Source organism: Methylobacterium crusticola, from assembly GCF_003574465.1.
Taxonomy (GTDB): Bacteria; Pseudomonadota; Alphaproteobacteria; order Rhizobiales; family Beijerinckiaceae; genus Methylobacterium; species Methylobacterium crusticola.
In genome coordinates this window covers 1-12,863 of sequence record NZ_QOWC01000220.1, presented here as the reverse complement: position 1 = coordinate 12,863, position 12,863 = coordinate 1, and the positions used below count along the sequence as shown (strand labels likewise).

Below are 12,863 nucleotides of genomic sequence, written 5' to 3'. Positions count from 1 at the left end.
ACGAGGCCGCGGCGCCGGCGGCGCCGGGCGGCGGGGCCGGCCGGGGGGGCGGACGCCGTCGCGCCGGCCTCGCCCTCGATGATGCGTTCGTCGGTCATGGTCCTGGGTTCCTCTGCGGGATGACGCCCCTCGCGGGGTTGGCGATGTCTACCCCGGCGGCCGGAACCGGACCTGAACCTCGCCGTTCAGCCTCCGTTCAACCGCCGGATCTACGGCAGGGCTGTCTCGCGAGGGCATGGCGGACCCGATGAAGCTCCTGCTGGTCGAGGACGATGCGCAGCTGGCGGCCGAGATCGTGCGGGCGCTCCGGGCGGAGCACTGCGCGGTGGACCACGCGCGCAACGGCGAGGACGGCGCGCATCTCGGCGACACCGAGGTCTACGACGCCGCGGTGCTCGACCTCGGCCTGCCCAGGCGCGACGGCCTCGCGGTGCTCCGGGGCTGGCGCGAGGCCGGCCGGACCCTGCCGGTGCTGGTCCTGACCGCCCGCGACGGCTGGAGCGACAAGGTGGCGGGGTTCAAGGCCGGGGCCGACGACTACCTCGTCAAGCCGTTCCGGCTGGAGGAGCTGGTGATCCGGCTGCGCGCCCTGGTGCGCCGGGCGGCGGCCCACGGCGCCACCCGGATCACCTGCGGGCCGATCCACTACGATGCGGGCCTCGGGGCCTTCGAGCGCGACGGGCTGCCCCTGCGCCTCACCGGGCTCGAGTGGCGCGTGCTGAGCTGCCTGATCCTGCGCCGCGACAGCGTGGTGCCCCGGGGCGAGCTCATCGAGCGGGTCTACGAGGGCGACGCCGAGGTCGATTCGAACTCCGTCGAGGTCATCATCACGCGCCTGCGCCGCAAGATCGCCCCGGCCCGGATCGAGAGCGTGCGCGGCCTCGGCTACCGGCTGAGCCCGGGCGAGGCCCCGTGACGGGACGGGATCCCGTGACGGGACAGGATCCCGTGACGGGACAGGATCCCGCGGCGCGGCCCGATCCCGGCCCGGCCGGTGCGCCGGCGCCCTCCCTCCAGCGGCGCCTGCTCGCCGCCGCCCTGGTGCTGATCCTCGGCGCCCTCGTGGTGGCGGGCCTCGCCATCGGGCTGATCCTCGACCGCTTCGTGCGCGGGCAGCTCGACGCACGCCTCGACGCGCAGGTCGCCGCCCTGGTCGCCGGGCTGGAGCCTGGGGGCGCGCTCCGCCTCGACCGCGCCCTCGACGGCCCGCCCTTCGACCGTCCGGGCTCGGGCTGGTACTGGCAGGTGCGGCGGGGCGGGGCGGCCCTGCGCTCGGGCTCGCTGTCCGGGCACGACCTCGCCCTGGCGGCGCCCGTCCCGGCGCCCTCGGAGAACCGGCCGCGCCCGGCCGACGGCGTCGGGCCCCGGGGCGAGGCGCTGATCCTGCGGGTCCTGGTCCTGCCCGACGCGACCTCCGTGGCGGCGAGCGCGCCGCGGGCGGCCCTGCAGCGGCCCCTGCGCGAGGCCGGCCTCGCCCTCGCGGCGAGCCTCGGCGTGCTCGGGCTCTGCCTCGCGGCCGGCGCGGTCGCGCAGGTCCGGCTCGGCCTGCGGCCCCTCGACCGGCTGCGGCGCGACCTCGCCGATGTCCGGGCCGGGCGCCGCGCGCGGGTGCCGGAGGCCCAGCCCGCGGAGATCCGGCCCCTGAGCGCCGAGGTCAACGCGCTCCTCGACCAGAACGCGGCCCAGCTGGCGCAGGCCCGCACCCACGTCGCCAACCTGGCGCACGGCCTCAAGACCCCCCTCGCCACCATGGGCCTCGTCCTGTCCGACCCGGCCCGCGACCCGGACGGGCGCCTCGCCCGGCTCGTCGGCACCATGGACCGCAGCGTGCGCCACCACCTGCGGCGGGCCCGCGCCGGCGCGCGGGGGGGCGCCGTTCGGGCCCGGACCCCGCTCGCCGGTCCGCTCCGCGACCTCGCGGCGGCCCTCGAGCGGCTCCACGCCGACAAGGGGGTCGCCGTCACCGTCGCGGTGGCGCCCGGGCTCGCGGCGGCCTGCGACCCGCAGGACCTCGACGAGATGCTGGGCAACCTCATCGACAATGCCTGCCAGTGGTGCCGCGGCGCCGTCCGGATCACCGCCGGCGCGGCGGAGCCCGGGATCCGGATCGCCGTCGAGGACGACGGGCCGGGGCTCGACCCGGAGGCGATGGCCCGGGCCGCGCGGCGCGGGCAGCGCCTCGACGAGACCGTCCCGGGGCACGGCTTCGGGCTGGCGATCACCACGGAGCTGGCCGAGCTCTACGGCGGCGGTCTCGACCTCGGCCGCGCGCCGCTGGGGGGCCTGATGGCGACGCTGCGGCTGCCGGGGTGAGGCGCGCTCCCGCCCGTCGCCGGGACGGGATCGGCGCGACGGCCCGCTCCGTCGCGGTTGTTTCGCGATCCCGGCGCGGGCGCGGGGTGCCGGCCCGGGCGGCGGGAGCGCGGGGGCGCGGGCGGCGGTCTACTCCGCCAGCTCGCGCATGACCTGGATCAGGTCCGACTTGCCCTCGAACCCGATGCCCGGCAGCTCCGGCATGACGATGTGGCCGTCCTCGACCCGGACGCCGTCCGGGAAGCCGCCGTAGGGCTGGAACAGGTCCGGGTAGCTCTCGTTGCCGCCCAGGCCGAGCCCGGCCGCGATGTTGAGCGACATCTGGTGGCCGCCGTGCGGGATGCAGCGGGAGGGCGACCAGCCGAACTGCCCCAGCACGTCGAGGATGCGCAGGTACTCCACGAGGCCGTAGGACAGCGCGCAGTCGAATTGCAGCCAGTCGCGGTCCGGCCGCATCCCGCCGTAGCGCAGCAGGTTCCGGGCGTCCTGGTGGGAGAACAGGTTCTCGCCGGTCGCCATGGGGCCGGGATAGACGTCCGCGAGCCCCGCCTGGAGCGCGTAGTCGAGGGGGTCGCCCGCCTCCTCGTACCAGAACAGCGGGTACTGGCGCAGCATCTCGGCGTACGCGACGGCGGTCTCGCGGTCGAAGCGGCCGTTCGCGTCGACGGCCAGGCGCGCCTGAGCGCCGATCTCGGCGAGGACCGCCTCGATCCGGCGCTGGTCCTCGTGCAGGGGAGCGCCCCCGATCTTCATCTTCACGACGGTGTAGCCGCGGTCGAGGTAGCTGCGCATCTCGGCCCGCAGGGCGGCGTCGTCCCGGCCCGGATAGTAGTAGCCGCCCGCCGCGTAGACGAAGACCCGCGGCGCCGCCGCGCGGCCCTCGCGCTCGGCGAGGAGCCGGAACAGCGGCTTGCTGGCGATCTTGGCGGTCGCGTCCCAGACCGCCATGTCGAGGGTGCCGACCGCCACCGAGCGCTCGCCGTGGCCGCCGGGCTTCTCGTTGGTCATCATCGCGGCCCAGATCCCGTGCGGATCGAGGGTGCCGGCGGCCTCGTCGACGAGGCTCCCGGGCGGCGCCTCCAGGATCCGGTCGCGGAAGCGCTCGCGGATGAGGCCGCCCTGGCCGTAGCGGCCGTTCGAGTTGAAGCCGTAGCCCACCACCCGGCGCCCGGCGCGCTCGACGTCGGTGACGACCGCCACCAGGCTCGCGGTCATGCGCGAGAAGTCGATGTAGGCGTTCCGGATCGGGGACGCGATCGGCTTCGTGATCTCGCGGACGTCGACGATGCGCATGGATCCTCTCCCGTGTCGAAGCGGGGCGGGCGCGGCGCCGGTCGCGGCGTCCACCGGTCGCGGCGTCCGCCGGTCGTCGCCGCGCCCGCCCCGAAGGTGACTTACCCGTGGACGCTGCCGGCGGGCCAATGCCAAGATCGGCGCGCCCCATGCGTGATCGGCATCATGGACCTCGATTGGCTCAAGGACTTCCTGGCGCTGGCCGAGCAGAGGAACTTCTCGCGCGCCGCGGAGCTCCGCCACGTGACCCAGCCCGCCTTCAGCCGGCGCATCCGCGCCCTGGAGGACTGGATCGGCACGCCGCTGTTCGTGCGGGGCGCCCAGGGCGCCCAGCCGACGCCCGCCGGGGAGCACCTGAGGCCCCTCGCCGGCGAGCTCGTGCGCGGGCTCGAGCGGGCCCGCCGCGACGCGCGGGCGGTGGGCGAGCGGGAGACCGCGACGCTGTCGGTCGCGGCGACGCACGCGCTCTCGTTCACCTTCTTCCCCGGCTGGATCCGGCGGCACGCGCGGGTCGAGGCGCTCGGCACGCTCAACCTGATCTCCGACAGCCTCGAGGCCTGCGAGCAGATCATGCTCGGGGGCGAGGCCCACCTGCTGCTCTGCCACTGCCACCCCGACGCGCCGACGCCATTCGAGGCCGGGCGCTTCCGGAGCATCCAGGTGGGCGAGGACGTCCTCGTCCCGGTCTGCGCGCCGGACGCGGACGGAGGCCCGGCCTGGCCGCTCCCCGGCCCGCCGGGGCGGCCGACGCGGCTCCTCGCCTACAGCCCGGCCTCGGGGCTCGGCCGCATCCTGGCCGCCCACCAGCGGGCCCGGCGCCCGGCCGCGGGCCTGGAGACCGTCGTCACCTCGCACCTGGCCGCCGCCCTGATGACCATGGCGGGCGAGGGCCTGGGCGTCGCCTGGCTCCCGCTGACGCTCGCCGAGGAGGATCTGGCGCGGGCGCGCCTCGTCCGGGCGGGGCCCGACCGGTACGACATCCCGGTCGAGATCAGGCTGTTTCGCGCCGCGGCCTGCCGCAACCGCGCGGCGGACGCGCTCTGGAGCCGGCTGGCGCCGCCCGGCTGAGGCCGGAGGACCCGCCCGACGGGCACCGCGCGTTCAGCGCGGCCGCCCCGAGGTGGGAGGCCCGCCGCTCCGAGATGCCCGGGCGGGCGCATCCGGATCGCGGTTCCCGCCGGCGCAGCGGGCGCGCCGCGCGGGATCGTGCCCGGCACGGAGGCGCACCAGCCCGATCTGCCGCGTCCGATCTGGCCGGAACCCGGGGGCACCGTTCCGATACGGCCAAGCCAGCGTCATCGCCAAGGGAAATCATAGTATTTGCGCGTGCTATCTTCAGAAAAATCCTCCTGCTTACGCACGACGTTCGATCCGTCGCGACATTCATCCGATCGACGTCGGCGACGAGCCGTTTCCACGCGAAGCGGGGCGGGCGCGGCTGGTCCACGGCAAGCGCCCGGGGCGGGCTGGACAACGGCGCGCCCGCGTGCACGCTTGACCGACCCTGCGAGGGACCTGCCCGGGAGCGGACCTGCCTGATGGCCTATGAGCTGATCCTCGACGGCGCCCGGGTGATCGATCCCTCGCAAGGGATCGACCGCGTCACCCGGGTGGCCTTCGACAAGGGCCGGGTGGCCGCAATCGGCGATGACGTGAGCCTCGCCGGCTGCCCGGACGTGCGGGACCTGCGCGGCCTCGTCGTTACCCCGGGCCTCATCGACCTCCACACCCACGTCTACTGGGGCGGCACCTCGCTCGGCATCGACGCCGAGCAGTTTGCCCGCGACAGCGGCGTCACCACGGCGGTGGACACGGGCAGCGCCGGCCCGGGCAACTTCCACGGCTTCCGCCGGCACGTGATCGAGCCCTCGGCGATCCGCATCCTCGCCTACCTGCACGTCTCCTTCGCGGGCATCTTCGCGTTCTCGAAGACCGTCATGGTGGGGGAGAGCGAGGAGGTCCGCATGCTGGCGCCCGCCGAGGCGGCGGCGGTGGCGGACGCCAACCGGGACGTCGTGGTGGGGATCAAGGTGCGGGTCGGCCTGCACGCCTCGGGCCGCTCGGGCATGCAGCCCTTCGACGCCGCCATGCAGGTGGCCGAGGAGGTCGGCCTGCCGCTGATGGCGCATATCGACCACCCGCCCCCGAGCTACGAGGAGGTGGTCGAGCGCCTGCGGCCCGGCGACGTGCTCACCCACTGCTTCCGCCCGTTCCCGAACTCGCCCCTGAGCGGCCAGGGCCGCGTGCGCGAGGCGGTCTGGGCCGCCCGCCGGCGCGGCGTCCTGTTCGACATCGGCCACGGCAAGGGCTCGTTCTCGTTCCGGACCGCCCGGGCCATGCTGGCGAACGGCTTCCCGCCCGACACGATCTCGTCGGACATCCACACCCTCTGCATCGAGGGCCCGGCCTTCGACCAGACCACCACCCTGTCGAAGCTCCTCTGCCTCGGCATGGCGCTGCCGGACGTGATCGCGGCGACGACCGTGAACGCCGCGACGGCGCTGCGGCGGCCGGAGCTCGGCGCGCTCGGCCCCGGCTCGGTCGGCGACGCCACGGTGCTGCGCCTGGAGGAGGGCCGCTTCGACTACGTCGACACCACGGGCGAGCACCTCGCGGGCGACCGCCGGCTCACCGCGGCGGGCGTCGTCGTCGGCGGCCGCTGGTGGCACCCGCGCTGAGCCGCCCCGCCGCTGGCCCGCGGGCAAGCGTGGCACGACGCCTGCTTTGACGCCGAGTGACCGGCCCACCGGTCCAGAGGGAGGACCCGACGATGGACCGCAGATCGCTCCTGAAGGGGATGGCCGGCGCGGGCGCGCTGGCGGCGTCCGGGGGCCTCTCCGCCCCGGCCCTCGCGCAGGGCGCGGCGGCCCGCACCCTGCGGTTCGTGCCGCAGGCCAACCTCGCGAACTTCGATCCGATCTGGGGCACGCAGTACGTCGTGCGCAACGCCGCGGCCCTCGTCTGGGACACGCTCTACGGCGTCGACGACACCCTGACGCCCCGGCGCCAGATGGTCGAGTCCGAGACGGTGTCGGACGACGGCCTGACCTGGACCTTCCGGCTCCGCGAGGGGCTGCGCTTCCACGACGGCGAGCCGGTGCGCGCCCAGGACGTGGTGGCGAGCCTCGCCCGCTGGTCGGCCCGCGACCCGATGGGCCTGATGCTGCGGGCGCTCCAGAACGAGCTGGCGCCGGTGGACGACCGCAGCTTCCGGTGGGTGCTGAAGAAGCCCTTCCCGAAGATGCTGCTGGCGCTCGCCAAGAACAACGCGCCGTGCTCCTTCATCATGCCGGAGCGCATCGCCCGGACCGATCCCTTCAAGCAGATCACCGAGTACGTCGGCTCGGGGCCGATGCGCTTCGCCCGCGACGAGTGGGTGCCGGGCGCCCGCGCGGTGTTCACGAAGTTCGCCGACTACGCCCCGCGCCAGGAGCCCGCCTCCTGGCTCGCCGGCGGCAAGCGGATGCTGGTCGACCGGATCGAGTGGATCGTGATGCCCGATCCGGCGAGCGCCTCGGCGGCGCTCCAGAACGGGGAGATCGACTGGTGGGAGAACCCGATCTCCGACCTCGTCCCGCTCCTCAAGAAGAACCGGAACCTGTCGGTCGACATCGCCGATCCCCTCGGCAACATCGGCTCGTTCCGGATGAACACCCTCTACCCGCCCTTCGACAACCCGAAGGTCCGGCGCGCCGTCCTGATGGCCATGAGCCAGGAGGACTACATGCGGGCGATCGTCGGCGACGACGACGCCCTGTGGAAGCCCCTGCCCGGCTACTTCACGCCCGGGACCCCGCTCTACAACGAGGAGGGGGGCGAGGTGTTCACCCCCGGCGGCAACCTCGCGGCCGCCAAGAGGCTCCTCGCCGAGAGCGGCTACAAGGGCGAGCCCGTCACCTGCATCGTCGCCCAGGACCAGCCGATCACGAAGGCGCAGGGCGACGTCACCGCGGACCTGCTGAAGCGCCTCGGCATGACCGTCGACTTCGTCGCCACCGACTGGGGCACGACCGGCTCGCGGCGCGCCTCGAAGGCCGCGCCGAAGGACGGCGGGTGGAACATGTTCCACACCTGGCACGCGGGCGCCGACTGCCTCAACCCCGCGCCCTACACGGCCATCCGGGCGAACGGCGAGAAGGCCTGGTTCGGCTGGCCCGACAGCCCGCCCGTCGAGGAGGCCATCGGCGCCTGGTTCGAGGCGACGACGCCCGACCAGGAGAAGGCGGCGATGCGGCGCCTCAACAAGGCCGCCCTCGACTACGTGGTGTACGCGCCGACGGGATTCTTCCTCGGCTACCAGGCCTGGCGCAAGGCGGTGTCGGGCATCGTCAAGGGACCGCTGCCCTTCTTCTGGGGCGTGTCGAAGTCGGCCTGAACGGACGCGGGATCGATCATGCTCGCGTACGCGGGACGGCGGGTGCTGGCGACGATCCCGGTCATGGCCGTGGTCGCGCTGTTCGTCTTCAGCCTGCTCTACATCGCGCCGGGCGACCCGGCGGCGATCATCGCGGGCGACCAGGCGACGCCCGACGACATCGCCCGCATCCGGGCGACGCTCGGGCTCGACCGCCCCTTCCTGGTGCGCTTCGGCGAGTGGTCGTGGCGCATCCTCCAGGGCGATCTCGGCACCTCGATCTTCACCGCGCTCCCGGTCACGGCGCTGATCCGGCAGCGCATCGAGCCGACGCTGTCGCTGATGGTCGTGACCCTGATCCTGTCGGTCGGGGTCGCGGTCCCGCTCGGCGTCGCGGCGGCCTGGAAGGCCGGCACGCTGGTCGACCGGCTCGTCATGACCCTCGCGGTGCTGGGCTTCTCGGTGCCGGTCTTCGTGATCTCGTACCTGCTCGCCTACGTGTTCGCCCTCGAGCTCGAGTGGCTGCCGGTGCAGGGCTACACGCCGATCGCGTCCGGGCTCTGGCCCTGGTTCCGCAACCTGATCCTGCCCTCGATCGCCCTCGGCAGCGTCTACGTCGCGCTCATCGCCCGGATCACCCGCGCCACCATGCTGGAGGTGCTGGCCCAGGACTACATCAAGACCGCCGCCGCCAAGGGCGTGGGCAGCCGCGGGCTGCTGTTCGTCCACGCCCTCAAGAACGCCGCGGTGCCCATCGTCACGGTGATCGGCCTCGGCATCGCGCTCCTCATCGGCGGGGCCGTCGTCACCGAGAGCGTGTTCGTGATCCCGGGCCTCGGGCGCCTCACCGTCGACGCGATCCTGCGGCGCGACTACCCGGTCATCCAGGGCGTCGTGCTGCTGTTCAGCTTCTGCTACGTCCTGGTCAACCTCGGCATCGACCTCACCTACATGCTGCTCGACCCGAGGATCCGCTATTGAGCCCGCCCGGCGCGCCCGACCTCGCGGCCGCGGCGGCCGCCCCGGGGATAGCGGTCGCGGCGGCTCCGGACCTCCCCGACATCTTCCCGCCCGTGGTACGCCGGCGCGGCCTGCGCGGGGTCGTGGCGCGCCACCCGGCCGCCGCGATCGGGGTCGCGATCCTGCTCCTGATGCTGCTCGCCGCGCTGCTCGCGCCCGTCCTGTTCACCGTCGACCCGACGGCGCTCGCCCCCTCCCGCCGCACCCGGCTGCCCTCGGCGCAGTACTGGTTCGGCACCGACATGCTCGGGCGCGACATCTACTCGCGGGTGATCTACGGGGCGCGGGTCTCCCTCGTCGTCGGCTTCTCGGTCGCCGCCCTCGCGTCCGCGATCGGGCTCGCCATCGGCCTCGTCTCGGGCTTCGTGCGCGTCCTCGACGGGATCGTGATGCGGGTCATGGACGGGCTGATGTCGATCCCGCCGATCCTGCTCGCCGTCGCCCTGATGGCGCTCACCCGCGGGTCGGTCGGCAACGTCGTGGCGGCCATCACCATCGCGGAGATACCCCGGGTGGCGCGCCTGGTGCGGGGCGTGGTGCTGTCCCTGCGCGAGCAGCCCTACGTCGACGGGGCGGTGGCGAGCGGCAGCACCGTGCCGGCCATCATCTGGCGCCACATCCTGCCCAACACGCTCGCGCCCCTCTCGGTCCAGGCCACCTACATCTGCGCCTCGGCGATGATCACAGAGGCGATCCTGTCCTTCATCGGGGCGGGGACGCCGCCGACGACGCCGTCCTGGGGCAACATCATGGCGGAGGGGCGCGCGCTCTGGCAGGTGAAGCCCACCATCGTGTTCTTCCCCGCCCTGTTCCTCTCCCTGACGGTGCTGGCGGTGAACCTCGTCGGCGACGGGCTGCGGGACGCCCTCGACCCCCGCATGGCCAAGAGGCTCTGAGCATGGCGCTCCTGGAGGTTGAGTGCCTGCGGACGCATTTCCGCACGCCGGACGGGGTCAACCGGGCCGTGGACGGCGTCTCGTTCTCGGTCGAGGCCGGCGAGACCCTGGCCATCGTCGGCGAATCGGGCTGCGGCAAGTCGGTGACGGCGAACTCGATCCTGCGCCTGATCCCCGCCAAGGTCGGGCGCTCGACCGGGGTGGTGCGCTTCGAGGGCCGCAACCTCCTCGAGCTGTCGCCCCGCGCGATGCGGCAGATCCGCGGCAACGCGATCGGCATGATCTTCCAGGAGCCGATGACGAGCCTCAACCCGGTCCTCACCGTCGGCCGCCAGATCGGCGAGAGCCTGCGCCTGCACCAGGGCCTCGACCGGCGCCGGGCCGAGGCCCGGGCGGTCGAGATGCTGACGCTCGTGGGCATCCCGGAGCCGCAGCGGCGGGTGCGCGCCTATCCCCACCAGCTCTCGGGGGGCATGCGCCAGCGCGTGATGATCGCGATGGCGCTCGCCTGCAACCCGAAGCTCCTCATCGCCGACGAGCCGACGACCGCCCTCGACGTCACGATCCAGGCCCAGATCCTCGACCTGACGCGCGACCTCAAGCACCGGGTCGGGGCCGCCATCATCCTGATTACCCACGACCTCGGCGTGGTGGCTGAGGTCGCCAGCCGGGTGATCGTGATGTATGCCGGCCGCAAGATCGAGGAGGCGCCCGTCGCCGAGCTCTTCCGGCGCCCGCGCCATCCCTACACGCAGGGCCTGCTCGGGGCGGTGCCGCGCCTCGGCTCCTCCCTCGACGGCACGCGCGGGCGCCTGGCCGAGATCCCCGGCCTGGTGCCGAGCCTCACGACCCGGATCGCCGGCTGCGTCTTCGCGGGGCGCTGCCCGCGCGCGACGGACCTCTGCCGGGCAATCGCCCCCGCCATGGCGGCGAAGGCCCCCGGCCACGGGGCGGCCTGCCACCACGCCCCCGCGGAGGCGGCCGCCGCGTGAGCCCTCCCCTGCTCGAGGTCAACGACCTGACGAAGCACTTCGCGGTCCGCACCGGCCTCCTCGGCGGCCGGGGCGCGGCCGTGCGGGCGGTCGACGGCGTCTCCTTCAGCCTCGAGCGGGGCGAGACCCTGTCGATCGTCGGCGAGTCCGGCTGCGGCAAGTCGACGGTCGGGCGCGCGGTGCTCCGGCTCCTCGACGTCACGGGCGGGCAGGTGGTGCTCGACGGCCGGCGCATCGACGACCTCTCGGCCGGCGCCATGCGGCCCCTGCGCCGCCGGATCCAGGTCGTGTTCCAGGACCCGTTCTCCAGCCTCAACCCGCGGATGCGGGTGCGCGACATCCTGGCCGAGCCGCTGCGCAACTTCCGCCTGGCGCGCGGGGCCCGGGCCCTCGACGCCCGGGTGGCGGCCCTCCTCGACACGGTGCGCCTGCCCCGGGACGCCGCCGGCCGCTTCCCGCACGAGTTCTCGGGCGGGCAGCGCCAGCGCATCGGCATTGCCCGGGCGCTCGCCCCGGAGCCCGACCTGATCGTCTGCGACGAGGCGGTCTCGGCCCTCGACGTCTCGGTGAAGGCGCAGGTCGTGAACCTGCTCCAGGACCTCCAGCGCGAGCTCGGCCTCGCGCTCCTGTTCATCAGCCACGACCTAGCGATCGTCGAGCACATGACCCACCGGGTCGCCGTGATGTATCTGGGCCAGATCGTCGAGATCGCCGCGCGCGCCCGCGTCTTCGCGGCGCCGAAGCACCCCTACACCCAGGCGCTCCTCTCCGCCGTGCCGGTGCCGGAACCCGGCGCGGCCCGCGACCGCATCGTGCTCAAGGGCGACGTGCCGAGCCCGATCGACCCGCCGCCGGGCTGCCGCTTCCACACCCGCTGCCCCTACGCCTTCGCGCGCTGCCGCACCGAGGTGCCGCGGCTGAGGCGCCTGTCGCCCGAGCAGGAGGCCGCCTGCCACCTGCACGACCGGCCGGCGGCCGAGAACCCGCTCGCCTGAGCCGCGGCCCGGGAGCGGCTCGCGCCCGGATACCCGCGGCCGCCGGGGCCGTCACGCGGTCCGACAGGGCCAGATCAGGCGGCCGATCGCCCAGCCGAGGCGCCGGCACGTCAGGGCGACGGCGAGGCACCAGGCGAGGCCGAGCCAGAGGCCCTGCAGCAGGGCCAGGAACCCGGAGCCGAGCACTAGGGCGCCGCGGCCGAGGAGCGCCAGCACGGCGCGGGTCCGCGGGCCCATCCGCTCGGAGAGCCGCGCGACCCGGCGCAGGTCGTCGGCGCCCTCCGCGACCGAGAGCGCCTGGAGCGTGCCCCGGGTGCCGAGGCGGGCCCGGAGGGCGGCCGTCTCCCCGCCGAGCACCCGGATCTCCCGCAGGGCTCCGGGCCTGAGCACGCCCCGGGCGGCCTGCCGCGCGCCCGCGAGGTCGAGCCGGCCGGCGGCCGCGAGGGCGAGCTTGACGGCGTCGCGGCTGACGAGGCCGCCCGTGCTGCGCACGAGCGTCGCCGCCAGGGGCTTCGAGAGGCGGCCCGTGCGCGCCGCGACCTTCAGGGTGGTGGCCCCGGCATGGACCGGCACGCTCGCCCCGAGCGAGAGCACGGTGGCCCCCGTGAGGGCGAGGCCGGCGGCCGAGAGGCCGAGGAGGAGGGCGTCGTAGGGCTCGTCGCGGGCGAGCCGCCCGCCCTCGCGCCAGAGGTCGCGCAGGTCGCCGTAGCCGATGAGGTCGCCCGCGACGGCGCCCGCCATCCCGGGCAGCCCCGCGGCCTCCCCGGTGGCAAAGCCGCTCGCGGCGTCGGCGAGCGCCCGCCCGGCCCCGCCCCGGGCCAGGGCGGCGACGCGCTCCTGCCGCTCCGGCGCCACCGGCACGCCCTGCTCGGCCGCGAGGGCGAGGAAGCTCCGCGCCAGCTCCTCGTCGCCCGCCGCCACCGCGGCGTCGATCTCGGCGCCGATCCGGGCCGGATCAGCGGCGGCGGGCAGGCGCAGGGCCGCGAGCGCGCCCGGATCG

The 12,863-nt window shown here is 74.7% G+C and carries 11 protein-coding genes; 9 read left to right on the top strand and 2 right to left on the bottom strand.

The window, feature by feature from the left end; translation table 11 throughout:
* Window positions 1-247 precede the first annotated feature (247 nt).
* Together DT057_RS30890 and DT057_RS30885 are read left to right on the top strand one after the other, a co-directional pair.
* Window positions 248-916, top strand: coding sequence for a response regulator (locus tag DT057_RS30890; protein ID WP_128565884.1), 669 nt, complete (start codon window positions 248-250; stop codon window positions 914-916).
* 32 nt (window positions 917-948) lie between these two features.
* Window positions 949-2,313, top strand: coding sequence for a sensor histidine kinase (locus DT057_RS30885; RefSeq protein ID WP_128565882.1), 1,365 nt, complete (start codon window positions 949-951; stop codon window positions 2,311-2,313).
* A gap of 129 nt (window positions 2,314-2,442) precedes the next feature.
* Here DT057_RS30885 and DT057_RS30880 read toward each other — a convergent pair whose 3' ends face one another.
* Window positions 2,443-3,606: a mandelate racemase/muconate lactonizing enzyme family protein gene (locus DT057_RS30880; RefSeq protein WP_128565881.1), complete on the bottom strand. Its 1,164-nt coding sequence runs from the start codon at window positions 3,604-3,606 to the stop codon at window positions 2,443-2,445.
* Window positions 3,607-3,771: 165 nt separating this feature from the next.
* Here DT057_RS30880 and DT057_RS30875 point away from each other — a divergent pair, with 165 nt between their 5' ends.
* The 7 genes from DT057_RS30875 (at window position 3,772) to DT057_RS30845 (ending at window position 11,863) form a co-directional block, all read left to right on the top strand.
* Window positions 3,772-4,674: a LysR family transcriptional regulator gene (locus DT057_RS30875; RefSeq protein WP_128565880.1), complete on the top strand. Its 903-nt coding sequence runs from the start codon at window positions 3,772-3,774 to the stop codon at window positions 4,672-4,674.
* Between the two features lie 470 nt (window positions 4,675-5,144).
* Window positions 5,145-6,284 carry an amidohydrolase/deacetylase family metallohydrolase gene (locus DT057_RS30870; protein WP_128565879.1) on the top strand — a complete coding sequence of 380 codons (1,140 nt, stop codon included), beginning with the start codon at window positions 5,145-5,147 and terminating at the stop codon, window positions 6,282-6,284.
* A gap of 92 nt (window positions 6,285-6,376) precedes the next feature.
* Window positions 6,377-7,981 carry an ABC transporter substrate-binding protein gene (locus DT057_RS30865; protein WP_128565878.1) on the top strand — a complete coding sequence of 535 codons (1,605 nt, stop codon included), beginning with the start codon at window positions 6,377-6,379 and terminating at the stop codon, window positions 7,979-7,981.
* A gap of 18 nt (window positions 7,982-7,999) precedes the next feature.
* A complete protein-coding gene (locus tag DT057_RS30860) occupies window positions 8,000-8,941 on the top strand; it encodes an ABC transporter permease (RefSeq protein WP_128565877.1) in 942 nt (313 codons plus the stop codon).
* Between the two features lie 47 nt (window positions 8,942-8,988).
* Entirely contained in the window at window positions 8,989-9,876 is an 888-nt protein-coding gene (locus DT057_RS30855; RefSeq protein WP_128565883.1) for an ABC transporter permease, read from the top strand.
* A 2-nt stretch (window positions 9,877-9,878) separates the two neighbouring features.
* The gene (locus DT057_RS30850; RefSeq protein WP_128565876.1) at window positions 9,879-10,868 is read left to right on the top strand and encodes an ABC transporter ATP-binding protein; all 990 of its coding nucleotides are present in this window, start codon (window positions 9,879-9,881) and stop codon (window positions 10,866-10,868) included.
* A complete protein-coding gene (locus DT057_RS30845; protein WP_128565875.1) occupies window positions 10,865-11,863 on the top strand; it encodes an ABC transporter ATP-binding protein in 999 nt (332 codons plus the stop codon). The genes DT057_RS30850 and DT057_RS30845 overlap by 4 nt, the downstream gene beginning before the upstream one ends.
* 51 nt (window positions 11,864-11,914) lie before the next feature.
* Here the strand turns inward: DT057_RS30845 and DT057_RS35715 are convergent.
* Window positions 11,915-12,863, bottom strand: a 949-nt coding sequence (locus DT057_RS35715) for a hypothetical protein (protein WP_162501559.1), incomplete at its 5' end; no start/stop codon positions are given.

What these genes read in the sequence shown, in the direction of transcription:
- DT057_RS30870 (WP_128565879.1), top strand. Translation starts at nt 5,145, where the DNA reads ATGGCCTATGAGCTGATCCTCGACGGCGCCCGGGTGATCGATCCCTCG.
- DT057_RS30850 (WP_128565876.1), top strand. Translation starts at nt 9,879, where the DNA reads ATGGCGCTCCTGGAGGTTGAGTGCCTGCGGACGCATTTCCGCACGCCG.
- DT057_RS30860 (WP_128565877.1), top strand. Translation starts at nt 8,000, where the DNA reads ATGCTCGCGTACGCGGGACGGCGGGTGCTGGCGACGATCCCGGTCATG.
- DT057_RS30890 (WP_128565884.1), top strand. Translation starts at nt 248, where the DNA reads ATGAAGCTCCTGCTGGTCGAGGACGATGCGCAGCTGGCGGCCGAGATC.
- DT057_RS30880 (WP_128565881.1), bottom strand. Translation starts at nt 3,606, where the DNA reads ATGCGCATCGTCGACGTCCGCGAGATCACGAAGCCGATCGCGTCCCCG.
- DT057_RS30875 (WP_128565880.1), top strand. Translation starts at nt 3,772, where the DNA reads ATGGACCTCGATTGGCTCAAGGACTTCCTGGCGCTGGCCGAGCAGAGG.
- DT057_RS30865 (WP_128565878.1), top strand. Translation starts at nt 6,377, where the DNA reads ATGGACCGCAGATCGCTCCTGAAGGGGATGGCCGGCGCGGGCGCGCTG.